This window comes from Testudinibacter sp. P80/BLE/0925, assembly GCF_053570785.1.
The window spans coordinates 912,141-937,120 of the sequence record NZ_CM131636.1; the positions used below are offsets into that span (position 1 = coordinate 912,141).

The 24,980-nt window shown below is 47.4% G+C and carries 18 protein-coding genes; 10 read left to right on the top strand and 8 right to left on the bottom strand.

All coding sequences use genetic code 11. From position 1 onward, the window contains the following. Nucleotides 1-18 precede the first annotated feature (18 nt). Nucleotides 19-11,667, top strand: a complete 11,649-nt coding sequence (locus ACWA5Z_RS04360; RefSeq protein WP_449343120.1) for an Ig-like domain-containing protein — start codon at nt 19-21, stop codon at nt 11,665-11,667. Nucleotides 11,668-11,948: 281 nt separating this feature from the next. Next, nucleotides 11,949-14,258, top strand: coding sequence for a beta strand repeat-containing protein (locus ACWA5Z_RS04365; protein ID WP_431054095.1), 2,310 nt, complete (start codon nt 11,949-11,951; stop codon nt 14,256-14,258). A 65-nt stretch (nt 14,259-14,323) separates the two neighbouring features. On the opposite strand, the gene ACWA5Z_RS04370 is transcribed toward ACWA5Z_RS04365, so the two are convergent. From ACWA5Z_RS04370 to coaBC, 6 genes are all read right to left on the bottom strand, one after another. Continuing rightward, nucleotides 14,324-15,085, bottom strand: coding sequence for a class I SAM-dependent methyltransferase (locus ACWA5Z_RS04370; protein WP_431054096.1), 762 nt, complete (start codon nt 15,083-15,085; stop codon nt 14,324-14,326). A 136-nt stretch (nt 15,086-15,221) separates the two neighbouring features. Then, nucleotides 15,222-15,866: a cAMP-activated global transcriptional regulator CRP gene (crp, locus tag ACWA5Z_RS04375; RefSeq protein WP_431054097.1), complete on the bottom strand. Its 645-nt coding sequence runs from the start codon at nt 15,864-15,866 to the stop codon at nt 15,222-15,224. Nucleotides 15,867-15,907: 41 nt separating this feature from the next. After that, complete coding sequence (locus ACWA5Z_RS04380; RefSeq protein ID WP_431054098.1) at nt 15,908-16,132, bottom strand: YheU family protein; 225 nt, start codon at nt 16,130-16,132, stop codon at nt 15,908-15,910. A gap of 7 nt (nt 16,133-16,139) precedes the next feature. Continuing rightward, nucleotides 16,140-16,763 (bottom strand): nucleoid occlusion factor SlmA, encoded by a 624-nt coding sequence (gene slmA, locus ACWA5Z_RS04385; protein ID WP_431054099.1) that lies wholly within the window; start codon nt 16,761-16,763, stop codon nt 16,140-16,142. Between the two features lie 4 nt (nt 16,764-16,767). Beyond that, a complete protein-coding gene (dut, locus tag ACWA5Z_RS04390; protein ID WP_431054100.1) occupies nt 16,768-17,223 on the bottom strand; it encodes a dUTP diphosphatase in 456 nt (151 codons plus the stop codon). Nucleotides 17,224-17,242: 19 nt separating this feature from the next. Further along, complete coding sequence (gene coaBC / locus ACWA5Z_RS04395) at nt 17,243-18,469, bottom strand: bifunctional phosphopantothenoylcysteine decarboxylase/phosphopantothenate--cysteine ligase CoaBC (RefSeq protein WP_431054101.1); 1,227 nt, start codon at nt 18,467-18,469, stop codon at nt 17,243-17,245. A gap of 208 nt (nt 18,470-18,677) precedes the next feature. On the opposite strand from coaBC, the gene radC reads away from it, so the two are divergent. From radC to ACWA5Z_RS04435, 8 genes are all read left to right on the top strand, one after another. Then, nucleotides 18,678-19,334, top strand: coding sequence for a RadC family protein (gene radC, locus ACWA5Z_RS04400; protein WP_431054102.1), 657 nt, complete (start codon nt 18,678-18,680; stop codon nt 19,332-19,334). A 209-nt stretch (nt 19,335-19,543) separates the two neighbouring features. Beyond that, nucleotides 19,544-19,780 carry a 50S ribosomal protein L28 gene (gene rpmB, locus ACWA5Z_RS04405; RefSeq protein ID WP_431054103.1) on the top strand — a complete coding sequence of 79 codons (237 nt, stop codon included), beginning with the start codon at nt 19,544-19,546 and terminating at the stop codon, nt 19,778-19,780. 11 nt (nt 19,781-19,791) lie between these two features. Continuing rightward, entirely contained in the window at nt 19,792-19,962 is a 171-nt protein-coding gene (gene rpmG, locus ACWA5Z_RS04410) for a 50S ribosomal protein L33 (RefSeq protein ID WP_034615495.1), read from the top strand. A gap of 136 nt (nt 19,963-20,098) precedes the next feature. Beyond that, nucleotides 20,099-20,350: an FAD assembly factor SdhE gene (locus tag ACWA5Z_RS04415; RefSeq protein ID WP_431054104.1), complete on the top strand. Its 252-nt coding sequence runs from the start codon at nt 20,099-20,101 to the stop codon at nt 20,348-20,350. Between the two features lie 128 nt (nt 20,351-20,478). Beyond that, on the top strand, nt 20,479-21,051 hold the full coding sequence (rpoE, locus tag ACWA5Z_RS04420) for an RNA polymerase sigma factor RpoE (RefSeq protein WP_431054105.1): 573 nt from the start codon (nt 20,479-20,481) through the stop codon (nt 21,049-21,051). 48 nt (nt 21,052-21,099) lie between these two features. Next, complete coding sequence (locus ACWA5Z_RS04425) at nt 21,100-21,669, top strand: sigma-E factor negative regulatory protein (protein ID WP_431054106.1); 570 nt, start codon at nt 21,100-21,102, stop codon at nt 21,667-21,669. A 72-nt stretch (nt 21,670-21,741) separates the two neighbouring features. Further along, entirely contained in the window at nt 21,742-22,743 is a 1,002-nt protein-coding gene (locus ACWA5Z_RS04430; protein WP_431054107.1) for a MucB/RseB C-terminal domain-containing protein, read from the top strand. A 2-nt stretch (nt 22,744-22,745) separates the two neighbouring features. Continuing rightward, the gene (locus tag ACWA5Z_RS04435) at nt 22,746-23,210 is read left to right on the top strand and encodes a SoxR reducing system RseC family protein (RefSeq protein WP_431054108.1); all 465 of its coding nucleotides are present in this window, start codon (nt 22,746-22,748) and stop codon (nt 23,208-23,210) included. Here ACWA5Z_RS04435 and greB read toward each other — a convergent pair. Together greB and ACWA5Z_RS04445 are read right to left on the bottom strand one after the other, a co-directional pair. Further along, nucleotides 23,207-23,686, bottom strand: coding sequence for a transcription elongation factor GreB (greB, locus tag ACWA5Z_RS04440; protein ID WP_431054109.1), 480 nt, complete (start codon nt 23,684-23,686; stop codon nt 23,207-23,209). The genes ACWA5Z_RS04435 and greB overlap by 4 nt on opposite strands. Nucleotides 23,687-23,720: 34 nt before the next feature. Continuing rightward, entirely contained in the window at nt 23,721-24,911 is a 1,191-nt protein-coding gene (locus ACWA5Z_RS04445; protein WP_431054110.1) for an MFS transporter, read from the bottom strand. Between the last annotated feature and the right edge of the window lie 69 nt (nt 24,912-24,980).

Genomic DNA, 24,980 nt, shown 5'->3' on the forward strand with positions numbered 1-24,980 from the left:
TGTTATAGGAATTATATTATGTCAATCACATTAAAAGTTTTAAGCGCAAAAACAGAAATTGCTAATTATAAAGTTGTCAATGGCGAAACATTAATTATTAAAGCGCAAGAAAACGTAAATTATCAGCTGATTGAAGATGCCACAGGCTTGGGGCCGCAAAATATTATAGCCAAACGGGTCGGCGATGATCTGCAACTATTATTAGAAAACGGCGATAATGTGCCGGATGTAATTATCGAAGATTATTATAGCGACGAAGGCTCTACGAATCTGATTATCGGCGAACATGAAAATGGCAATATTTATGCCTATGTGCCGGAATCAGGACAAAATTCGGATGCAGTTAGTATGTTGGCAGAGCAAATGTCCGCACCTCAGGCGCTAGGTGGTCATGAAATTAGCCCGTTTTGGGTATTTAGCCCGTGGTGGTTACTGGCGGCCGGTGCTGTTGTTGGCGGTGTGGCATTGGCTGTTGGTGGCGGCGGAAGCGGTAGTAATAGTAATGAACCGGCGGGCGACACCACCGCCCCGAATGCGCCAACGGTCACCGATGTGACGAATAGCGACAAAGACGGTGACGGTAAAGCGGACAGCACCACAATTAGCGGCAAAGCGGAGCCGGGCTCCACCGTCGGTATCGATACCAACGGCGACGGCAAAGCGGACGTAACCACAAAAGCCGATGAAAACGGCGACTATAGCTTAGTAGTGACCCCGGCATTGGAAGACGGCAAAACCTATCCGGTGACCGCCACCGATCCAAGCGGCAACACCGGCAATCCGACTAATGTAACCGGCGACACCACCGCCCCGAATGCACCAACGGTCACCGATGTGACGAATAGCGACAAAGACGGTGACGGTAAAGCGGACAGCACCACGATTAGCGGCAAAGCGGAGCCGGGCTCCACCGTCGGTATCGATACCAACGGCGACGGCAAAGCGGACGTAACCACAAAAGCCGATGAAAACGGCGACTATAGCTTAGTAGTGACCCCGGCATTGGAAGACGGCAAAACCTATCCGGTGACCGCCACCGATCCAAGCGGCAACACCGGCAATCCGACTAATGTAACCGGCGACACCACCGCCCCGAATGCGCCAACGGTCACCGATGTGACGAATAGCGATAAAGACGGTGACGGTAAAGCGGACAGCACCACAATTAGCGGCAAAGCGGAGCCGGGCTCCACCGTCGGTATCGATACCAACGGCGACGGCAAAGCGGGCGTAACCACAAAAGCCGATGAAAACGGCGACTATAGCTTAGTAGTGACCCCGGCATTGGAAGACGGCAAAACCTATCCGGTGACCGCCACCGATCCAAGCGGCAACACCAGCAATCCGACTAATGTAACCGGCGACACCACCGCCCCGAATGCGCCAACGGTCACCGATGTGACGAATAGCGACAAAGACGGTGGCGGTAAAGCGGACAGCACCACGATTAGCGGCAAAGCGGAGCCGGGCTCCACCGTCGGTATCGATACCAACGGCGACGGCAAAGCGGACGTAACCACAAAAGCCGATGAAAACGGCGACTATAGCTTAGTAGTGACCCCGGCATTGGAAGACGGCAAAACCTATCCGGTGACCGCCACTGATCCAAGCGGCAACACCGGCAATCCGACTAATGTAACCGGCGACACCACCGCCCCGAATGCGCCAATGGTCACCGACGTGACGAATAGCGACAAAGACGGTGACGGTAAAGCGGACAGCACCACAATTAGCGGCAAAGCGGAGCCGGGCTCCACCGTCGGTATCGATACCAACGGTGACGGCAAAGCGGACGTAACCACAAAAGCCGATGAAAACGGCGACTATAGCTTAGTAGTGACCCCGGCATTGGAAGACGGCAAAACCTATCCGGTGACCGCCACCGATCCAAGCGGCAACACCAGCAATCCGACTAATGTAACCGGCGACACCACCGCTCCGAATGCGCCAACGGTCACCGACGTGACGAATAGCGACAAAGACGGTGACGGTAAAGCGGACAGCACCACAATTAGCGGCAAAGCGGAGCCGGGCTCCACCGTCGGTATCGATACCAACGGTGACGGCAAAGCGGACGTAACTACAAAAGCCGATGAAAACGGCGACTATAGCTTAGTAGTGACCCCGGCATTGGAAGACGGCAAAACCTATCCGGTAACCGCCACCGATCCAAGCGGCAACACCAGTGATCCTACACAAGTTACTGGTTCTGGTCCTGATGTTACGGCACCAAGTGCGGTTGCGGAAGCGGACGGCAGTGTTACTGTCACGCCACCGACGGATGATGATACGAAGTCAGTTGAAGTTAAGTTCACCGCTGAAGACGGCACCGAGAAAACCGTGACCGTGAACAAGAAAGATGACGGCACTTGGGAGTTGGCGGCACCGGTTGAAGGTGTCACATTGGAAGCGGGTACCGGTAAGGTAACGATTGCTGAGGACGCGGTGAAAGACGGTTCTACCGTAACGGCAAAAGCCAATGACGGTACGCAGGACTCAGCGAATGCGACCGTGGTTGCGAAAGATGTGACTGCCCCGAGTGCGCCGACGGCGACAGCAGAAGATAACGGCGATGTCAGCATTACGCCACCGGCGGATGATGATACGAAGTCAGTTGAAGTTAAGTTCACCGCTGAAGACGGCACCGAGAAAACCGTGACCGTGAACAAGAAAGACGACGGAACATGGGAGCTGGCGGCACCGGTTGAAGGTGTCACGCTAGATACGAATACCGGTAAGGTAACGCTTGCGGAAAGTGCGGTGAAAGACAACGGTAAAGTGACGGCGACGGCGAAAGACGTTGACGGCAATACCTCTACACCGGCAGAAGTGACGGCGAAAGACACGACCGCACCGGCGGCACCAAGTGCGGTTGCGGAAGAGAACGGCAGTGTTACTGTCACGCCACCGACGGATGATGATACGCAGTCAGTTGAAGTTAAGTTCACCGCTGAAGACGGCACCGAGAAAACCGTGACCGTGAACAAGAAAGACGACGGAACATGGGAGCTGGCGGCACCGGTTGAGGGTGTCACGTTAGATACGAATACCGGTAAGGTAACGCTTGACGAAAGTGCGGTGAAAGACAACGGTAAAGTGACGGCGACGGCGAAAGACGTTGACGGCAATACCTCTACACCGGCAGAAGTGACGGCGAAAGACACGACTGCACCGGCGGCACCAAGTGCGGTTGCGGAAGAGAACGGTGATGTCAGCATTACGCCACCGGCGGATGTGGATACGAAGTCAGTTGAAGTTAAGTTTACCGATGAGAACGGTGCGGAACAGACTGTGACCGTGAACAAGAAAGACGACGGAACATGGGAGTTGGCGGCACCGGTTGAAGGTGTCACATTGGAAGCGGGTACCGGTAAGGTAACGATTGCTGAGGACGCGGTGAAAGACGGTTCTACCGTAACGGCAAAAGCCAATGACGGTACGCAGGACTCAGCGAATGCGACCGTGGTTGCGAAAGATGTGACTGCCCCGAGTGCGCCGACGGCGACAGCAGAAGATAACGGCGATGTCAGCATTACGCCACCGGCGGATGTGGATACGAAGTCGGTTGAAGTTAAGTTTACCGATGAGAACGGTGCGGAACAGACTGTGACCGTGAACAAGAAAGACGACGGTACTTGGGAGTTGGCGGCACCGGTTGAGGGTGTCACGTTAGATACGAATACCGGCAAGGTAACGCTTGCGGAAAGTGCGGTGAAAGACGGTTCTACCGTAACGGCAAAAGCCAATGACGGTACGCAGGACTCGGCAGAGGCGACCGTGGTTGCGAAAGATGTGACTGCTCCAAGTGCGCCGACGGCGACAGCAGAAGATAACGGTGATGTCAGCATTACGCCACCGGCGGATGTAGATACGAAGTCAGTTGAAGTTAAGTTCACCGCTGAAGACGGCACCGAGAAAACCGTGACCGTGAACAAGAAAGACGACGGAACATGGGAGCTGGCGGCACCGGTTGAAGGTGTCACGCTAGATACGAATACCGGCAAGGTAACGTTTGCGGAAAGTGCGGTGAAAGACGGTTCTACCGTAACGGCAAAAGCCAATGACGGTACGCAGGACTCAGCGAATGCGACCGTGGTTGCGAAAGATGTGACTGCCCCGAGTGCGCCGACGGCGACAGCGGAAGAGAACGGTGATGTCAGCATTACGCCACCGGCGGATGATGATACGAAGTCAGTTGAAGTTAAGTTCACCGCTGAAGACGGCACCGAGAAAACCGTGACCGTGAACAAGAAAGACGACGGAACATGGGAGCTGGCGGCACCGGTTGAAGGTGTCACGCTAGATACGAATACCGGTAAGGTAACGCTTGCGGAAAGTGCGGTGAAAGACAACGGTAAAGTGACGGCGACGGCGAAAGACGTTGACGGCAATACCTCTACACCGGCAGAAGTGACGGCGAAAGACACGACTGCACCGGCGGCACCAAGTGCGGTTGCGGAAGAGAACGGCAGTGTTACTGTCACGCCACCGGCGGATGATGATACGCAGTCGGTTGAAGTGACATTCACTAAACCGGATGGTACAGAAGCAACGGTGACGGCGACTAAGAAAGACGACGGTACTTGGGAGCTGGATAACCCAGTTACGGGTGTCACGTTAGACCCGAATACCGGTAAGGTAACGCTTGCGGAAAGTGCGGTGAAAGACAACGGTAAAGTGACGGCGACGGCGAAAGACGTTGACGGCAATACCTCTACACCGGCAGAAGTGACGGCGAAAGACACGACTGCACCGGCGGCACCAAGTGCGGTTGCGGAAGAGAACGGCAGTGTTACTGTCACGCCACCGACGGATGTAGATACGAAGTCAGTTGAAGTTAAGTTCACCGCTGAAGACGGCACCGAGAAAACCGTGACCGTGAACAAGAAAGACGACGGTACCTGGGAGCTGGCGGCACCGGTTGAAGGTGTCACATTGGAAGCGGGTACCGGCAAGGTAACGATTGCTGAGGACGCAGTGAAAGACGGTTCTACCGTAACGGCAAAAGCCAATGACGGTACTCAGGACTCAGCGAATGCGACCGTGGTTGCGAAAGATGTGACCGCGCCGGCAGCACCAAGTGCGGTTGCGGAAGATAATGGTGATGTCAGCATTACGCCACCGACGGATGTGGATACGAAGTCAGTTGAAGTTAAGTTTACTGATGAGAACGGTGCGGAACAGACTGTGACCGTGAACAAGAAAGACGACGGTACTTGGGAGTTGGCGGCACCGGTTGAGGGTGTCACGTTAGACCCGAATACCGGTAAGGTAACGCTTGCGGAAAGTGCGGTGAAAGACAACGGTAAAGTGACGGCGACGGCGAAAGACGTTGACGGCAATACCTCTACACCGGCAGAAGTGACGGCGAAAGACACGACTGCACCGGCGGCACCAAGTGCGGTTGCGGAAGAGAACGGCAGTGTTACTGTCACGCCACCGACGGATGTAGATACGAAGTCAGTTGAAGTTAAGTTCACCGCTGAAGACGGCACCGAGAAAACCGTGACCGTGAACAAGAAAGATGACGGCACTTGGGAGTTGGCGGCACCGGTTGAAGGTGTCACATTGGAAGCGGGTACCGGTAAGGTAACGATTGCTGAGGACGCGGTGAAAGACGGTTCTACCGTAACGGCAAAAGCCAATGACGGTACGCAGGACTCAGCGAATGCGACCGTGGTTGCGAAAGATGTGACTGCCCCGAGTGCGCCGACGGCGACAGCAGAAGATAACGGCGATGTCAGCATTACGCCACCGGCGGATGATGATACGAAGTCAGTTGAAGTTAAGTTCACCGCTGAAGACGGCACCGAGAAAACCGTGACCGTGAACAAGAAAGACGACGGAACATGGGAGCTGGCGGCACCGGTTGAAGGTGTCACGCTAGATACGAATACCGGTAAGGTAACGCTTGCGGAAAGTGCGGTGAAAGACAACGGTAAAGTGACGGCGACGGCGAAAGACGTTGACGGCAATACCTCTACACCGGCAGAAGTGACGGCGAAAGACACGACTGCACCGGCGGCACCAAGTGCGGTTGCGGAAGAGAACGGCAGTGTTACTGTCACGCCACCGACGGATGTAGATACGAAGTCAGTTGAAGTTAAGTTCACCGCTGAAGACGGCACCGAGAAAACCGTGACCGTGAACAAGAAAGACGACGGTACCTGGGAGCTGGCGGCACCGGTTGAAGGTGTCACATTGGAAGCGGGTACCGGCAAGGTAACGATTGCTGAGGACGCAGTGAAAGACGGTTCTACCGTAACGGCAAAAGCCAATGACGGTACTCAGGACTCAGCGAATGCGACCGTGGTTGCGAAAGATGTGACCGCGCCGGCAGCACCAAGTGCGGTTGCGGAAGATAATGGTGATGTCAGCATTACGCCACCGACGGATGTGGATACGAAGTCAGTTGAAGTTAAGTTTACTGATGAGAACGGTGCGGAACAGACTGTGACCGTGAACAAGAAAGACGACGGTACTTGGGAGTTGGCGGCACCGGTTGAAGGTGTCACATTGGAAGCGGGTACCGGCAAGGTAACGCTTGCGGAAAGTGCGGTGAAAGACAACGGTAAAGTGACGGCGACGGCGAAAGACGTTGACGGCAATACCTCTACACCGGCAGAAGTGACGGCGAAAGACACGACTGCACCGGCGGCACCAAGTGCGGTTGCGGAAGAGAACGGCAGTGTTACTGTCACGCCACCGACGGATGTAGATACGAAGTCAGTTGAAGTTAAGTTCACCGCTGAAGACGGCACCGAGAAAACCGTGACCGTGAACAAGAAAGACGACGGTACCTGGGAGCTGGCGGCACCGGTTGAAGGTGTCACATTGGAAGCGGGTACCGGCAAGGTAACGATTGCTGAGGACGCAGTGAAAGACGGTTCTACCGTAACGGCAAAAGCCAATGACGGTACTCAGGACTCAGCGAATGCGACCGTGGTTGCGAAAGATGTGACCGCGCCGGCAGCACCAAGTGCGGTTGCGGAAGATAATGGTGATGTCAGCATTACGCCACCGACGGATGTGGATACGAAGTCAGTTGAAGTTAAGTTTACTGATGAGAACGGTGCGGAACAGACTGTGACCGTGAACAAGAAAGACGACGGTACTTGGGAGTTGGCGGCACCGGTTGAGGGTGTCACGTTAGACCCGAATACCGGTAAGGTAACGCTTGCGGAAAGTGCGGTGAAAGACAACGGTAAAGTGACGGCGACGGCGAAAGACGTTGACGGCAATACCTCTACACCGGCAGAAGTGACGGCGAAAGACACGACTGCACCGGCGGCACCAAGTGCGGTTGCGGAAGAGAACGGCAGTGTTACTGTCACGCCACCGACGGATGTAGATACGAAGTCAGTTGAAGTTAAGTTCACCGCTGAAGACGGCACCGAGAAAACCGTGACCGTGAACAAGAAAGACGACGGTACTTGGGAGCTGGCGGCACCGGTTGAGGGTGTCACGTTAGACACTGACAGCGGCAAGGTAACGATTGCTGAGGACGCAGTGAAAGACGGTTCTACCGTAACGGCAAAAGCCAATGACGGTACGCAGGACTCAGCGAATGCGACCGTGGTTGCGAAAGATGTGACTGCCCCGAGTGCGCCGACGGCGACAGCGGAAGAGAACGGTGATGTCAGCATTACGCCACCGGCGGATGTGGATACGAAGTCGGTTGAAGTTAAGTTTACCGATGAGAACGGTGCGGAACAGACTGTGACCGTGAACAAGAAAGATGACGGTACTTGGGAGTTGGCGGCACCGGTTGAAGGTGTCACGTTAGACACTGACAGCGGCAAGGTAACGATTGCTGAGGACGCAGTGAAAGACAACGGAAAAGTGACGGCGACGGCGAAAGACGTTGACGGCAATACCTCTACACCGGCAGAAGTGACGGCGAAAGACACCAATGCGCCGGCAGCACCAAGTGCGGTTGCGGAAGAGAACGGCGATGTCAGCATTACGCCACCGACGGATGATGATACGCAGTCGGTTGAAGTGACATTCACCAAACCGGATGGTACGGAAGCAACGGTGACGGCGAACAAGAAAGACGATGGTACCTGGGAGTTGGCGACACCGGTTGAAGGTGTCACGTTAGACCCGAATACCGGCAAGGTAACACTTGACGAAAGTGCGGTGAAAGACAACGGTAAAGTGACGGCGACGGCGAAAGACGTTGACGGCAATACCTCTACACCGGCAGAAGTGACGGCGAAAGACACCAATGCGCCGGCAGCACCAAGTGCGGTTGCGGAAGAGAACGGTGATGTCAGCATTACGCCACCGACGGATGTGGATACGAAGTCAGTTGAAGTTAAGTTTACTGATGAGAACGGTGCGGAACAGACTGTGACCGTGAACAAGAAAGACGACGGTACTTGGGAGCTGGCGGCACCGGTTGAAGGTGTCACGTTAGACCCGAATACCGGCAAGGTAACGATTGCTGAGGACGCAGTGAAAGACGGTTCTACCGTAACGGCAAAAGCCAATGACGGTACGCAGGACTCAGCGAATGCGACCGTGGTTGCGAAAGATGTGACTGCCCCGAGTGCGCCGACGGCGACAGCAGAAGATAACGGTGATGTCAGCATTACGCCACCGGCGGATGTAGATACAAAGTCAGTTGAAGTTAAGTTCACCGCTGAAGACGGCACCGAGAAAACCGTGACCGTGAACAAGAAAGACGACGGAACATGGGAGCTGGCGGCACCGGTTGAAGGTGTCACATTGGAAGCGGGTACCGGCAAGGTAACGATTGCTGAAGAGGCGGTGAAAGACAGTACGGAAGTCAAAGCGACAGCCAGTGATGCGGATGGTAATGAATCGAATGAAGTTAAGGTTGAAGCGCCTACAATTCTTTTACCGGCTCAGCCGATAGTTACTTTAGTTAGTGATACTGGATTTAGTTCAGCTGATAAGATAACGAACAATGGCATGATTAATGTTTCTAATTTAGAGGAAGGAACAACCCGAGAATACAGTATTGATGGTGGTAATACTTGGATAGTAATTCCAGGGATTACAGGAAATACTGCTACTTTTGAATTAGCGGAGGGAACATATCCTTCTATCTTAGTTCGTCAAAATAAAGATGGGCAGTCTTCTGTAGTTGGTAGTTTGAATGATGTCTTTATTGATAAAACTCCACCTGTAATACCAGAATTAAAATTAGCCCAAATATCCGATAGTGGGTACTCTGATACAGATAATATTACTAATGTTAAACAACCGACTTTAGAGGGGGTTACTGAACCAGGTACTACGGTGAGAATTTATGTTGATGGCTCTTATTATGCTGATAAGGCTAATGATACAGGTAAATTTAGTATTAAAATTACTAAAGATATGAGCGATGGTCAAAAGTTTCCATTAGTTATGGCGGTTGATGCAGCAGGTAATGCAAGTACAGCTACGCCGGCGGATCCTACAAAATGGACAGAAGGAAAGCCATTTATTGTAAATCTTTCAGCTGAACAGCCAATTATTAATCAGGAGGGATATGGTACTGTTACTGTTGAAACGAACGATCAACAAGCTTATAAATTAACTACTTTTTACTTTGATACTGCAGGTAACAAACAAACAGCTGTCTCTACAAAAGGTACTGATGGAAATTGGAACTTTACTTTTAGTGGTCCACAACCTGCTGGAACATTTGATTCTAAAACTGGAAAAATGACTTTTGCTGAGGGAGTCATTCAATCTGGTTCAACTGTGGAAGTGAAGTTGGAGGACAATGCGGGCAATATTGCAGATGCAAGTAGAAAATTGTTATTTAATCCAGTGTTTGCCGAGAGAATAGCTTCGATTGAATATTTTGAAAACTCTTTGATAAGTGATGTCTTAGGAAAAGTTACTGCCACCGATAAAGATAATCAGGTTGTACAATATCGCTTTTTGAATGATGATGGTACAGAGACTAATATCAGTAAAGATGGGCGTTATTTAATATCCAGTGGTGGAGAGTTTGCCTTAACTGAGAATGGAGGGGGGCTAACCTCAACGTCAGCAAACATAAGTACTAGAGATAGTAATGATTTTGAAACCGCTCCAAATAAATTTGGTCCTTATAAGGTTATTGCGATTGATCAAACTGGTTTGAAATCTAAGCCTATTGATGTTGATTTTACAGTACAAAATGTATTGGCAATTAGGACATTATGGGTGGACTTAAATGATAGAAATGGCGCTAATTGGGAGGGAACTATTGCTTCTGCTGATACAGCTAATAAGAATTTCCAATTTACTAGTGAAAACTCTGATAAAATTTTGATTGGTTATAATGAAGCAGGAAAAGCAGAAACTGGTTTAGGTATTGGTAATATTGAACGAGGCGCTGTTTTGAATACGCTAGACGGAGATGATTATGTTAAGCTCTCTCAAAGTGTCGGTAGTAACAATATGGACGGCGGGATTGCTCTTGGAAATGGTAATAATACTTTACTGATTGGTAATGATATTATTGGAGGAACTAACAGAAGTTGGGTTACTTCAGGAGATGGAAACGATACTATTATTGTAGGGGATTTTTCTAGTATTTTTAATGATCGTGATGATATTCAAAATGCAACAATACTAACTGGAGCTGGTAATGATACTTTACGTTTACAGGGGGGCGATGTTAAATCTAGCAGTATTATTGATATGGGAAGTGGCAATGACTCTATTATAATTACTGATAATGGAACCGCTTTACGAGCAGATCAAAGTTTAGACGCTAAAGCTACCTATACTGGTAGGGATTTTGGGGGGCATATTTATGACAGTACTATTATTTTAGGGGCTGGTGATGATACATTAACTACCTATAATTATTTACAGGATGCTACGATTATCGGAGATACCGCAAATACACCGATTGCACTAGATAGCTCTCCGTATACACCAATAGGGAATCCTAGAGATGTTAAAGATTCAGGAATATCCTCTTTAACTGGAGATGACACTGTTATTTTAGGGGTCAATGCTGATGGCAGTCGGAACGGAAAAGGGATTATGTATTACTCTTCCAAAATTGATTTAGGTGGGGGAAATGATACCCTTATTGTTGACCAGATTCGTGATAACTCAAAAGTTTATATGGGAGATGGTAATGACTCTGTGACTATCACTAAAACGTTTGGACGAGGAGATGGCTCTGCATTAGTCGATATGGGAGCCGGTAATGATACCTTGACTTGGAGTGGTAATGCTGGGATGGGATATAATGATCTTGGCTCGTTTAATAGTAAAATGCTTGGTGGAACAGGTATTGATAAATTAATTGTAGATAGCAATGTTGCTTCAGGTAATGATGTGATCTCTCATATTTCTACAGTTAATTTCACTGGCTTTGAACAGATTCAACTGAAAAATCAAGCAGTTTTAGATATTCGTTATGGTGATTTGTTTAATGATAATACTCGTGAAGGTAATTTCTATGTTATGGGAGGAAGCACAAATAAAGTTGATTTAGGACAAAGTAATTGGAATAATGACGGAGTGGCTAAGATTAGCTTAGTGGATAATGGTGCTGTTGGAAATAGTTATTACAATGGTAGTTGGGTTAAGCAGTCATCGACGACAGTTGAGGGAATCACTTACGATATATATCGTCATAATAGTGCAGCCAGTAGTTCTGATAACGATGTTTATATCCAACAAGGCATTATCGTTATCTAACCGATAACCTATTTTAAATAACCTCAAACCGCACTTTTAGCAATAAAAGTGCGGTTTTTTACAGGGTTTGAAAAACAAAAAAATAATCAAAGATTATTGATATGTTGTATATGGAAAGTTCCGGCTGTCTATTTTATTGATGGTAATGATCTTTTATGTAAAACCTGCGGTTATTGTCGCTAAAACCTGATAATTTTAATTCCAATTCAAAATTATAACTATTGGTTATTATTTTGAATGTTTTTGCATAAATGATTAACAATGAAACAGGAGAGCCGACTATGCCAGTGAATAGAATGGCAAATAATAAAAATTTATGTTTGAAATCGTTTGCCGAAAATCAACCGACAGATATGCCGAGAATTTGGGCGATGAATGGCGCACTGAAGATTGCGCCGTCACAGCAAAATTCAACGGAATTGAAGATTCAGTTGACGGATAGCCAAGGCGAAGCGCAAACAGTGATACTGACAAAAAATGTAGAGAACCAATGGATCAGGAGCGATAGAATACAAAATAGCAAACCGAGCGGATTATCGGTTGATCCTAAAAGCGGTGAAGTGACAATTGAGAAAAAGTTTTTGCTTTTCGGTTCAAAATTGATTGCTCATGACACTAACGGCAAGATAACGCAAGTTGAAACTAATGTGTTGTTCCAGCCGGTATTTAGTCAAGCAACAGCTTCATTCAAGTATTTTGAAAATCATTTAATCAAAAATCCGATCGCAACAATCGCTGCGACAGATGAGGATAATAAAATCAAAGAATATTTATTTGTTCACACTAATGGCGCTATGAGTGCCAGAAGTGAAGACGGTAAATATGCGATTAATACAAAAGGCGAGATTTATTTGACGGTATCCGGTGGTGGCGCGTTAATCAGCACAAACAGTAAACTCAGCCAAGTTGACAGCAATGATTATGAAACGTCCACAAATCAGTTTGACAATTATAACATTATTGCGGTCGATCAAACCAATTTGAAATCATATGCGATTACCGTCGATTTCACCGTGAATAATGTGTTGGCAATCCCACATTTATACAATAATACTAACGGTGTTGATTCATCCGGGCAGAATTTTTCTCAGGATACTAACAATCAAAGCTACCAGTTTACGAGTAATAATGAAGATAAGGTTTTGGTGGGGTATAACGAAAATGGTAGCGCTGTAACGGGATTAGGGGAAGGAAATATCGAAAGAGGTGCTGTACTTTCTACTTTAGAAGGTGATGATTATGTCAAACTTTCTCAAAGTGTGGGCAGTAACAATATGGACGGCGGGATTGCTCTTGGAAATGGTAATAATACTTTACTGATTGGTAATGATATTATTGGAGGAACTAACAGAAGTTGGGTTACTTCAGGAGATGGAAACGATACTATTATTGTAGGGGATTTTTCTAGTATTTTTAATGATCGTGATGATATTCAAAATGCAACTATATTAACGGGAGCTGGAAACGATACGCTGATTTTACAAGGGGGCATTGTTGCTGATAAAACCATTATTAATATGGGAGAAGGTGATGACATAGTTTCTCTAACAGATACTGGTATTGCACTGAAAGCAGATCAGAGTTTGGATGGTAAAGAAACAAATACAGGTCTTTCTGAAGCGGGTACATTGCGAGAGGATAGTATCATTATCTTAGGTGCTGGAAATGATAAATTAAATATTGATAAAGATATTACATCATCTATAGTGATTGGAGGAAAGGTAACATCAACAGGGTATTTAATTGATAATAAGTATCAATATGATACAGAAACAGCGCCGAATCTTAAAGATGATGGTGCGGATAATGGTATTGATATTGTTACTGTCGGAACGACGGTAACTAACTCAAAAATTTATCTTGGAGGTGGAAATGATGAGATGACTGTTGGAAGTTACGTCGATAACTCTACAATTAATATGGGTAACGGTGATGATACCGTAACCATTAAAGGCATTGTACAAAGCGGTACACAGATTAATATGGGTGATGGTAATAACGTTCTGACTACGGAAGGTGTAAATAATGCTTCAAGTATTACTTTCGGTAGCGGCAATGATTCATTAACGATTAAATCCCAATTGGGAGTTGGTGCTGGAAATCCAACCATCTCAATGGGTGCCGGTGATGATATTGTCACTTGGGGCGGTACAACTATTTCGAGTACAAATCCGATCGACGGTGGTGAAGGTAAAGATACCTTGATCTTGACGACTATCACCAATACGCATACTGGTAGTACCAATAATCCAACGAATTTAGGTTCATCACAATTCAAAGGCTTTGAAGTGATTGAAATGAAAAATCCAGGTAACTCGGTTGATATCCGTTATTCTGATTTGCTGCGTGATACGACTAATGATGGTCCACTGTATATTAGAGGTGTGGCTGGAAGTAAAGTCGATTTAGGTCAGAATAATTGGAATAATGATTCTGTAGGCAGTAGCAACCTCAATGATGGCACAGGTCGTTGGACTAAAGGAAGTACAACCAATGTAGATGGCGTAAGCTATGATATTTACCACCATTCAACAGCAGGAACAGATACATCTAACGATGTTTATATCCAAACCGGTATTATCGTTATCTAACCGATAACCCACGTTAACTAACCTCAAACCGCACTTTTAGCAATAAAAGTGCGGTCTGGGCAGGGTTATTCGGGCTTGTAACTCGCCACTGCGATAAAATTCAGTCGCTGTTGCGGATCATTAAACAGCTTGAACATTTTCTTAAAGGTCGGAAAATTTTGTTTTTTCAGTGCGTTGCGTATAATTTTTAGTGTGCCATTTATACCTTCATCATAAATTATGCCTTTCGGTGACAGCAGGGTCATGCGGGCATGAATCGACTCACAGCGGGCAAAACCGCACTCACGGAATAACTCCAACCAATTATGTTGACTTAACGGTGTGACGCTAATATTAATCGCATGGCGTAGTTTTTCCAATATTTCAGGATCTTTATCACGCGTTAGCATTACATCATGAGTCAGCAGAACGCCGCCCGGTTTCAGCACGCGAAAATACTCACTGATTGCTTTGCGTTTTGCTTCCAACGGCAGCATGGTCAACATCGCTTCGTTAATCACCACATCAAAACGGTTGTCGACAAACGGCAATTTGGTAGCATTGGCACGGCGCACATGGATTTTATTCTGCAAGCCGTGGCGCTGAATATTGGCTTCGGCTTTAATCAATGCCTGCTCGTCCAAATCAATCCCCTCGATTTGGCAGCCGTATTGTTTTGCCAAACCGATTGCAGTGGTCGCCATATTGCACGCCACTTCCAACACTTGCGTTTCCGCACTGAAATTGCCGCGTTCAATCAGCCATTCGGTGGCGCGCCGTCCGCCCGGGCGCAGACGGGTTTTGCCCAAACGGGCGAGGAAGTTATGTCCGACTTCGTCTTTTTTCATACTGATTGCCTTAAAGATATATTGCAAATAAGGCTTATCATAAAGAAGTGCGGTTTGTTTTACAAATAGAAATTATTATTATTTTTGAGGCGGAAAAAATGCCTCGAACAGAGGCATTGATAGAAAAGCAATTCAATTAACGCGTGCCATACACCACAATGGTTTTGCCGTGGGCGGAGATCAGGTTTTGATCTTCCAACATTTTTAGAATTCTGCCGACGGTTTCGCGCGAACAACCTACGATTTGCCCGATTTCCTGACGGGTGATTTTGATTTGCATGCCGTCCGGGTGGGTCATCGCCTCCGGCATTTTCGCCAGATTAAGTAAGGTTTGTGCGATACGTCCGGTCACGTCCAGAAACGCCAGATTGCTGACTTGCTTCGAGGTGTGCTGTAAGCGTCTTGCCAATTGTTCGGAAAGATACATCAATACTTCCGGGTTAATTTGAATCAATTGACGGAATTTTTTATAAGAAATTTCCGCCACTTCACAGGTGGTTTTGGCGCGAACCCAAGCGGTGCGTTCGCTTTCTTCTTCGAACAAGCCGATTTCGCCGACGAAATCCCCTTGATTGAGATAGGAGAGGATCATCTCTTTGCCGTCTTCATCTTTAATCGAGACCGACACCGTGCCTTTGATCAGATAATACAGGGTTTCCGCTTTTTCGCCGGCATGGATTAAGGTACTTTTTGCGGGATATTTGTGGATATGACAATGAGAAAGAAACCATTCCAGCGTTGGATCCGGTGAAGTTGGTTTTGTTGTGAATTGCTCTTGCATAGATACCTCTTTTAACTATGGCGACCGTAATTTTAGGCGGTTTATTTGCCTTGTAAAAATACTCTCTTATCTTTTATATCAATTGACTGGTGCAATTCAGACCACACCAGTACCGCATTGTCTGTTTCTAATTGGCGCCTCAGTCGTTCTTTTTTTTGCGCCAGCGTGAGTTCGGTAACACCGTAATCGGTGCCTTCGCGCAAAATAAAAGACTCGAGAATATTCTCAAGGGTTTGCGCATTTAATTCTTGCCAAGGAATCAGCATAGTAACCCTATTTTAGCAAGGACGCAAATAGCGGCCATTGTTGCGTAAATTCGGCGTGGCTACTGCGGCGGAAATTAGTGCGCACATAGCGTAAAAACTGCCCTTCACAAAAGGTAACCAAATGGGCGGCAATCACTTTTTCGTCAATGGCAAAGGCTTTACCGCCGCGCAGACGCTGCATTTGCAGAATATTGTTAAACTGGAGTTCCAGCCCGTCGAAAAATTTGACGATCCGCACTTTGAGCGCCGGATCTTCAAACATCAAAGCATGCCCGCTTAACACCCGCGTCATGCCCGGGTTTTTGCGCGCAAAATCCAGAATCATCTGCATAATATTGTGAATGCGTGTCACAGTATCGGTATCGTTTTTGATCGATTGTTTGATACGGTGGAGTAAATTCTCTTCGATCAGATCGATCAGCGCTTCGAACATTTTGGTTTTACTCGGATAGTAGCGGTAAAGTGCGGCTTCGGATACGCCCACTTCCGCTGCCAAACGGGCGGTGGTGATCCGTTCCATGCCTTTTTCCGAATGCAACAGATGTGACAGTACCGTTAGCACTTGCTTACGCCGTTCTTTAATGCTGCGTTTTTCGCTGTTTATTGCCGGGGTTTTGACTGTGTTACTCATCGAATCAGCTTTTTCCCGAATGCCCGAAGCCGCCTGCACCGCGTTCGCTTTGTTCGAATTCCGTCACCAGATTAAACTCGGCTTGCACCACCGGCACAAATACCAACTGGGCAATGCGGTCACCGACTTCCACCGTGAACGGTTCTTTGCCGCGGTTCCACAGCGAGACCATCAACGGACCTTGGTAATCGGAGTCGATTAAGCCGACTAAATTACCTAGCACGATACCGTTTTTATGTCCTAAACCGGAGCGGGGTAAAATTACCGCCGCCAGATTGGGATCGGCAACGTGAATTGATAAGCCGGTCGGAATCAGCTTGGTTTCGCCCGGATTCAGAGTGAGCCGCTGTTCTAACAAAGCACGCAGATCCAAACCGGCTGAGCCGGGGGTGGCATAACTCGGCAACGGAAATTCGCTGCCGATACGCGGATCTAAAATTTTAACGTCGATTTTTTTCATGGGTTTTATCTTCTCGTTATTAAGCCGTTTGAGTAAGGCGGTATTGTTGCACGATTAAGTCTGCCAGTTGCTGACTTAAACGGTATTTATCCGTGAGCGGTAACTGTTGCTGCCCGGTTTTCCATAACACGCTCAGGGCGTTTTGTTCGCTGTTAAAGCCTTGTCCCTGCGCGGCAACATCGTTGGCGCAAATCATATCCAGATTTTTAGCGTGTAATTTTTTCAGTGCATATTCTTCCACCGCTTGGGTTTCGGCGGCGAAACCGACCACAAAAGGACGGTTGTCCGATAACGCTGCCACCGCGGCAATAATATCCGGATTTTTCACCAGTTTTAACAGCATTTGATCGCTGTCGTCGGTTTTTTTGATTTTTTGCGCAGCAACCGTTTGCATGCGGTAATCGGCGACTGCCGCGCAGCCGATCACAATATCTTGCCGAGGCGCAAGGGAAAGGGTGAGATCGTGCATTTGTTGTGCCGATTCCACATCATAACGTTGCACATTTTGCGGTGTCGGCAGATTAACCGGTCCGGCAATCAAACTGACTTCCGCCCCTTGCTCGGCAAAGGCGCGTGCCAGTGCAAAGCCCATTTTGCCGGAGCTGTGGTTGCTAATAAACCGCACCGGATCAATCGCCTCGCGGGTCGGGCCGGCGGTAATCGCCACGTTCAAACCGGCAAACGGCTGTGCCGACCGCACTTGGCATAGCTTCGCAATTTCGGCAAAAATTTCGCTCGGTTCGGACATGCGCCCTGCGCCGACATCGCCGCACGCCTGTTCGCCGGAATTCGGACCGATCAGCTGAACGCCACGTTGTTGTAACATATTGAGATTCTGCTGTACCACTGTTTGGCGATACATTTGTTGGTTCATTGCCGGCGCGAGTAAAATCGGTGCGTTGGTCGCCAAACAAACTGTAGTCAGTAAATCATTCGCCATGCCCGTTGCCAATCGCGCAGCAAGATCCGCCGTTGTTGGTGCGATGACGATCAGATCCGCCCATTTTGCCAACTCAATATGCCCCATTGACAATTCGGCTTGCGGATCGAGCAGGGAATCGGCGACCGGATTGCCGGAAATCGCCTGCAAGGTCAGGGGCGTGATAAAATGGCTCGCCGCCTTGGTCAACACCACCCGCACTTCCGCATTCGCTTTGCGCAGCAGGCGGATCAGCTCAATGCTTTTATACGCGGCAATGCCGCCGCTAATGCCGATGACAAGATGTTTTCCGTTCAGACTGTGCATGTTATTCCCTGTTAAATTCGCTCGATTTTGCGCATTTATTTTACTGTAATTTTTCGCCTTCGGCTAATTGTTCGCGAGTGTAACGTGGCAAAAAACGTTAAAAATTAAAATTTGGATTCCAGATCGCAAAAATTCTGTGCGCCGGTTCTCTTTTTGCCCCTTTTCAGCCATTGTGATAGAAAATAAGTTAAAGGAAAAAATAAAGAAAATGAATGAGTTAATGCCGCGGGAAAAGTTGTTGCAATATGGCTGCGAAGCTTTATCCGATCAGGAACTATTGGCAATATTTTTACGCACCGGGATTAAAGGCTGTCCGGTGATGGAACTGGCACAGCAGGTGCTGCAACATTTCGGCTCGTTGCGACGCTTGTTGAACGCCGATCAACAGGCATTTTGCCGAATGAGAGGCTTGGGCGTGACCCAATTTATCCAATTACAGGCGAGCAAAGAGATGACAAGACGCTATCTACAGCAGGAGTTACAGTATCAAATTCAGTTTAATGATTCGGATAACGTGCGGTTATACTTGCAAAGCGAGCTGGAGCAGCGCCAACGCGAAGTGTTTCTGGTGCTGTTTTTGGACAGCCAGCACCGCCTGATTAAGCAAGAACAGATGTTTCTCGGCAGTATCAACAGCGCCTATATCCACCCGCGCGAGATTGTCAAAACCGCACTTGACTGCAACGCGGCGGCATTGATTTTGGCGCATAATCATCCGTCCGGTATCGCTGAACCAAGCGACGCTGATCGCGACATCACGCGCAAGATCCAACGCGCCTGTGAGTTGATCGACGTGCGGGTGTTGGATCATTTTGTGATCGGGCACGGTTGTTACCGTTCTTTTTGCGAGCTGGGCTGGCTATAAAACGAAGCGGATCAATGATCCCGTCAACGATCCTTTGTCGGAGAAAAATACAATTTAATCGGTTTTTCTGCTTGAGTCGTGATAAAAAAATGGTATAATCCTCCACCTTTAATATTGGCGTGGGTCGGGTTATGTACCTGACGAGGTTACCGCTAGCGGGATCCGAACCACGAAGCTCGAGCTAATTAAGTTTTATTGGAGAATTAACCATGTCTAGAGTCTGTCAAGTCACAGGCAAGCGTCCGGCAGTTGGCAACAACCGTTCGCACGCAATGAACGCGACTCGTCGTCGTTTCTTACCTAACCTTCACACCCACCGTTTCTGGGTTGAAAGTGAAAACCGTTTCGTAACTTTGCGCTTAACTGCGAAAGGTATGCGTATTATTGATAAAAAAGGCATCGATGCAGTGTTAGCTGACTTGCGTGCCAAAGGCGAAAAATTCTAAGGATCTGAATTATGGCAAGCAAAGGCGCACGTGAGAAAATCAAACTGGTTTCTACTGCTGAAACAGGTCATTTCTACACTACAACCAAAAACAAACGTAATATGCCTGAGAAAATGGAGATCAAAAAATATGATCCTGTTGTTCGCAAGCACGTTATTTATAAAGAAGCAAAAATTAAGTAATTTTTGTTACTAACGAAAAAGCCCGATTTAAGATCGGGTTTTTTTATGCCTGTGATTCGGATTAAATATGGTATGATTTGCCGCATTCGAATAAAGCAGGGCTATAAAGTGCGGTCAGAGAAAAAAGGGGCGAAACATGAGCGAATACAATCAATTAAAACTGGCGTGGGCGTGTCGGCGCGGGATGTTGGAGCTGGATTTTATGATTATGCCGTTTTACCAAAACTGTTTCGCACAACTGTCCGAGGCGCAAAAGGCAACGTTTGTCGAATTATTGGACTATAGCGATCCCGAGTTGTTCCGGTGGCTGATGAACCAGCAAACCGCACCGACTCCCGCGCTGGATGAGATGGTGAAGTTGATTCAAGCCCATTTAAGCAAAAATTAAGAAATAATTAAGATAATTTTTATAAAAATTGAACTTTTAAAAAATGCCGCACTCTAATTCATTAGACCGACCTGCTGTCATTGCAATTGGATTGTTAGCGTACTATGAGGTAAGGAGATTCACTTCTGATGAGTGAACAACTAACAGATCAGGCTCTGGTAGAAAAGGCACAGCAAGGGGATAAAAAAGCATTTAATTTGTTGGTCGCACGCCATCAGAATAAAGTTGCCGGGTTATTGACGCGCTATATTTCGCCGAACGATATCCCGGATGTGGTACAGGAAACCTTTATCAAGGCTTACCGCTCTTTGGAACTGTTTCGCGGCGACAGCGCATTTTATACATGGCTGTACCGGATTGCGGTGAATACGGCGAAAAATTATCTTACCGCGCAAGGGCGGCGTCCGCCCAGCGAAGATATTCAGGCGGAAGATGCGGAAACCTATGATGCGGGTGATAATTTAAGAAACGTAGACACCCCGGAAAACTTGATGTTGTCGGCGGAATTGAAAAAGGTGGTATTCGAAACCATTGCCGCCCTACCGGAAGAATTAAAAACCTCAATTACATTGAGGGAGTTAGAGGGATTGAGTTACGAAGAAATTGCTGAGATTATGGATTGCCCGGTCGGAACGGTTCGTTCGCGGATTTTCAGGGCGCGCGAAATTATCGATGGTAAAATTTCACCTCTGATTCATTAATATGAAGACCTATTGGATTAAATCAAAGAAATAGCGGAGTAGATTAAAATGCAAAAAGAGTTACTTTCAGCTTATCTGGACGGGGAATATCAAAACGATCATTTGCTTGATACCCTGTGTCAAGATGAAGAACTTCAGCAAGCATGGAATCGCTACCATTTGGTTCGCAGTGTAGTCCGTCAAGAAACGTCGGTGTTCTTAGACGCGGACTTTACCGCAAAAATGGCAAGTTTAATTGAAGCAGAGCCAACCCTGCAAGCGGCACTGCAACCAGTGTCGCCACAGGCTGCGGCATTACCGTTAATGCAAAAATTGAAAAATTGGCTTAGTCCGTTCACCCAAGTGGCGGTTGCCGCCAGTGTTTGCTTAGTGGCGGTATTCGGGGTGCAATCCTACCTGCAAAGCGAGAGCGGCGTGGTGATTGCGGAAAATCCGGTGCTGCAAACCCTGCCGTTTACCGATAGTATCCAACAAGTGAGTTATAATGCGCCGAGTCAGGAAGTGCCGACCCAAGCGCAAATGGAACAGCAAAGCAAACGAATTAATATGATGTTGCAAAATTATGAATTGCAGCGCCGTACCAGTCAGCCGCTGAGTGCTTCTGCGACACATGAATAAGTCTGTTGTTGTCAAAAATTTTTCACCACCGTTCGGTGGTGAATTTGTTTTAGCCGTTTTGAGTTTACACGAATGATGAAGCCATTAAAATTACTGATGTTATTGACAGTAATGTTACCGTTGCCGCTGGCGGCAGAGGTGCAGTCTGAACAAAATATGCCGCTGTCACCGTCGCAAGATACCGCGCCGCGCCATAGCTTGTTAGCGCAGCTGCAGCAGATGACGCAAGCGTGGCGCAGCAGTAATTATGAAATGTCGTTCATTCAGATTTTACCTTCCCAAGTCAACAGTTACCAATACCGTCACGTTTTTTCCAATCAGCGCCACTATGCGCAACTTTCGGCGCTGGACGGGGTGCAGCAGGAAATTATCCAGCGCGATGAAATTATCAGCTACTACGGCGGCGGTTATCAGCCGTTCAGTATTCGCGGCAGCCATATTCTGGATAATATTCCGAATGTGGCTTATGCGGATTATCAACGCTTGCAACACTATTATGATTTTATCGATGCCGGTAAAACCCGGGTGGCGGATCGGATCGCGCAAGTGATTCGCCTGCTACCGAAAGACGGCTTCCGCTATCAGTATGTCCTGTGGTTGGAAGAGCAGAGTAAGCTGTTGTTGCGCAGCGATATGTTGGATCGCAACGGCGAATTGCTGGAGCAATTCCGTGTGATTGATTTGCAACAAAGCAGTAATGCGCATAGTCTGATCGGCTTATTGCAACAGCTGAACCTGCCGCCGCTGATCAGTGTGCAAGGGGAAGCGGAAGCACAGCCGACCTGGACGCTGACCTGGCTGCCGCCGGGATTTGAATTGGTCAAGCATGAGCGCTATGAAACCGAGATCGGTTCGTTGGAAAGTGCAATGTTCAGTGACGGGCTGTTCTCATTCAATTTATATATCAATCATGATATTCGTGATCAGCTCGGTGAAAATTATTGGCAGCAGGCGGGCAACACCATTTACAGCGAAACCCAGGGTAACCGTGAGGTTACGCTAATCGGGCAAATTCCGTTGCTCACGGCTAAACAAATTGTGAAAGATCTGCGCTTTGATACCGGAGCAAACTAAACATGTTAGTCGAAACTGCACGGGTACTGGATTATCGCAACGGCATTGCCAGTGTGCGCTGTGAAACCAAAAAAGGTTGCAGTGGTTGCGCCGCGCAAGCCGGTTGCGGTGCGGCGGCGCTGTCGGAACTGAACGGCAGTAAAAACGAAGGCAGCTTGCTAGTTGAGCTTGCCGTGCCGGAGCGGTTGCAAAAAGGCGATCTGATCGAAATCGGCTTGCAGGAAAAATCGATGATTTTATCGGCGCTGCTGTTGTATATCGTGCCGCTGACCGCACTTTTGCTTTCCACCTTGATCGGTTCGCTGTATGTAGAAAATGAGTTGTTGCTTGCACTGTTCATAGTGGCGATGACCGCACTTGCCTTTGTCGCTATCAAAAAAATCGGTGCGCGCTTAAGCCGCCAAGCGCTGTATCAACCGATTTTTCTACGAACGTTAAATAATAACCCAGACCGCACTTTGGCTTAATCCGCCTGATACCAAATCTTATTGATATACCAAAACGCCTCGCCGGACGGGGTGTGCACCTTGATTTCATCATCAACCGCTTTGCCGATTAAGGCGCGCGCCACCGGTGAGTCAATCGAAATCCAGTTTTTATGCGGATCAAATTCATCACAGCCGACAATGCGGTACTGTTTCACCTCGCCCGCCGGATCTTCCAGTTCAACCCAAGCGCCGAAAAACACCTTGCCCTCTTGCTTTGGGTGATAATCGACGATTTGCAATACATCCAAACGCTTGCTTAAAAATCGCACGCGGCGGTCAATTTCGCGCAAACGGCGTTTGCCGTAAATATATTCCGCATTTTCACTGCGATCGCCCAACGCCGCCGCCTCGGAAACCGCCTGTGTGACTTTTGGGCGTTCCTCACGCCAAAGAAATTTCAGTTCTTGATCAAGCGTATTCCAGCCGTTGCGTGTAATATAATTTGATTTTGCCATTGTTGATATTGCCAATTATTTTATCGTGCGCCCATCATAACACAGTTTTAATCGGCTTTTTAACGCGCTGATGAATACGCAGAAAAACGGCTAAACTCATAAAAATAATGAAACCACTGGCAAGATAAATCGGCATTGTGCTATTAAAATACTGAACAATCCAACCGCCGGATAATGCCGCTATCGGAATGGCGAAATAGGAAATAAGCCGAGTGACCGCAATGACACGGCTTAAAATAAAAGGTGCGGTCACTTTTTGTCGATAAGTGAAAAAGGTCACCACAATAACGGATTGTACCAATGAGGATAATGCCCAAAATAAGGCATGGGTTACCGCACTTGGTGCAAAAATTAAGCTCAAACTACACAAACCGATAATCAACGAAGCCGTAGCAATAATCGTAATATCACTGAATTTCCCAATAATAACACCGCCTATTTTTGCCCCAATCACTGCGCCAAAACCGATTAAAATAAATAGAAAAGAGAGATCTTGTTCGGCAAGGTTAAATTGATGGGAATAAATCCAAATTAAATTTGGAAAAATCAAGCGTATGCCGATATTAATAAAGAAAAACAGTATCGCAATATTGCGCAATTCCGTTTGTTGATAAACATAGTGCACGCCCTCATAAAACGCAGTAAAAATTCCTTGTATCGATATCGTTGCTTTTTGCAAGTGCGGTTGATAGGCAATTAAGCCAATGGAAATAAAAGAAATTAAATAGCAAAAAGCAATAAATAACAGTAAACTATTCTTCTCGACACTCAACAAAATAATGCCTAATAAAGCCGGCGCAATAATCCCAACCAAGCTATCAATCATACCGATATTGGCATTAACGTGCTGTATTTTTTCTTTCGCAAACAGATCGGGAATAATGGCTTGAAAAATCGGGTGGTGAAATGCCGAAAGCGATGAAATTAAAAACCCAAAGAACAGCAGAATAGTGATATTTTGTTCAATGCCGATAGCAATAAACAGGCATAATGCACAAATCGCACATAGCAATTCACACCACATAATCAATTTTTTTCGGTTAAGCCAATCGCCCAGCACGCCAGAAAACGGAGTAAGCAACAGATAAGGCACAATATTCAGCGCGTAGGAAACAGAAACCGTTAAGGCTGAACCCGTCAGATCCAGCACCATCAATGGAATTAAAAACGAAGTAAGCCAAAAACCTAAACTGCTGTGAAAATAAGATAATGTGAGTTTGTTCATACATTTTGTTTTATAATCAGTAAAAAACTAAGATTAATAATGACAAGCGTTTTGTTCAAATCGAAACAG

Bases quoted from the DNA above. Each gene is read 5' to 3' on its own strand.
- ACWA5Z_RS04360 (WP_449343120.1), top strand. From the start codon at position 19: ATGTCAATCACATTAAAAGTTTTAAGCGCAAAAACAGAAATTGCTAAT.
- ACWA5Z_RS04365 (WP_431054095.1), top strand. From the start codon at position 11,949: ATGCCAGTGAATAGAATGGCAAATAATAAAAATTTATGTTTGAAATCG.
- ACWA5Z_RS04370 (WP_431054096.1), bottom strand. From the start codon at position 15,085: ATGAAAAAAGACGAAGTCGGACATAACTTCCTCGCCCGTTTGGGCAAA.
- crp (WP_431054097.1), bottom strand. From the start codon at position 15,866: ATGCAAGAGCAATTCACAACAAAACCAACTTCACCGGATCCAACGCTG.
- ACWA5Z_RS04380 (WP_431054098.1), bottom strand. From the start codon at position 16,132: ATGCTGATTCCTTGGCAAGAATTAAATGCGCAAACCCTTGAGAATATT.
- slmA (WP_431054099.1), bottom strand. From the start codon at position 16,763: ATGAGTAACACAGTCAAAACCCCGGCAATAAACAGCGAAAAACGCAGC.
- dut (WP_431054100.1), bottom strand. From the start codon at position 17,223: ATGAAAAAAATCGACGTTAAAATTTTAGATCCGCGTATCGGCAGCGAA.
- coaBC (WP_431054101.1), bottom strand. From the start codon at position 18,469: ATGCACAGTCTGAACGGAAAACATCTTGTCATCGGCATTAGCGGCGGC.
- radC (WP_431054102.1), top strand. From the start codon at position 18,678: ATGAATGAGTTAATGCCGCGGGAAAAGTTGTTGCAATATGGCTGCGAA.
- rpmB (WP_431054103.1), top strand. From the start codon at position 19,544: ATGTCTAGAGTCTGTCAAGTCACAGGCAAGCGTCCGGCAGTTGGCAAC.
- rpmG (WP_034615495.1), top strand. From the start codon at position 19,792: ATGGCAAGCAAAGGCGCACGTGAGAAAATCAAACTGGTTTCTACTGCT.
- ACWA5Z_RS04415 (WP_431054104.1), top strand. From the start codon at position 20,099: ATGAGCGAATACAATCAATTAAAACTGGCGTGGGCGTGTCGGCGCGGG.
- rpoE (WP_431054105.1), top strand. From the start codon at position 20,479: ATGAGTGAACAACTAACAGATCAGGCTCTGGTAGAAAAGGCACAGCAA.
- ACWA5Z_RS04425 (WP_431054106.1), top strand. From the start codon at position 21,100: ATGCAAAAAGAGTTACTTTCAGCTTATCTGGACGGGGAATATCAAAAC.
- ACWA5Z_RS04430 (WP_431054107.1), top strand. From the start codon at position 21,742: ATGATGAAGCCATTAAAATTACTGATGTTATTGACAGTAATGTTACCG.
- ACWA5Z_RS04435 (WP_431054108.1), top strand. From the start codon at position 22,746: ATGTTAGTCGAAACTGCACGGGTACTGGATTATCGCAACGGCATTGCC.
- greB (WP_431054109.1), bottom strand. From the start codon at position 23,686: ATGGCAAAATCAAATTATATTACACGCAACGGCTGGAATACGCTTGAT.
- ACWA5Z_RS04445 (WP_431054110.1), bottom strand. From the start codon at position 24,911: ATGAACAAACTCACATTATCTTATTTTCACAGCAGTTTAGGTTTTTGG.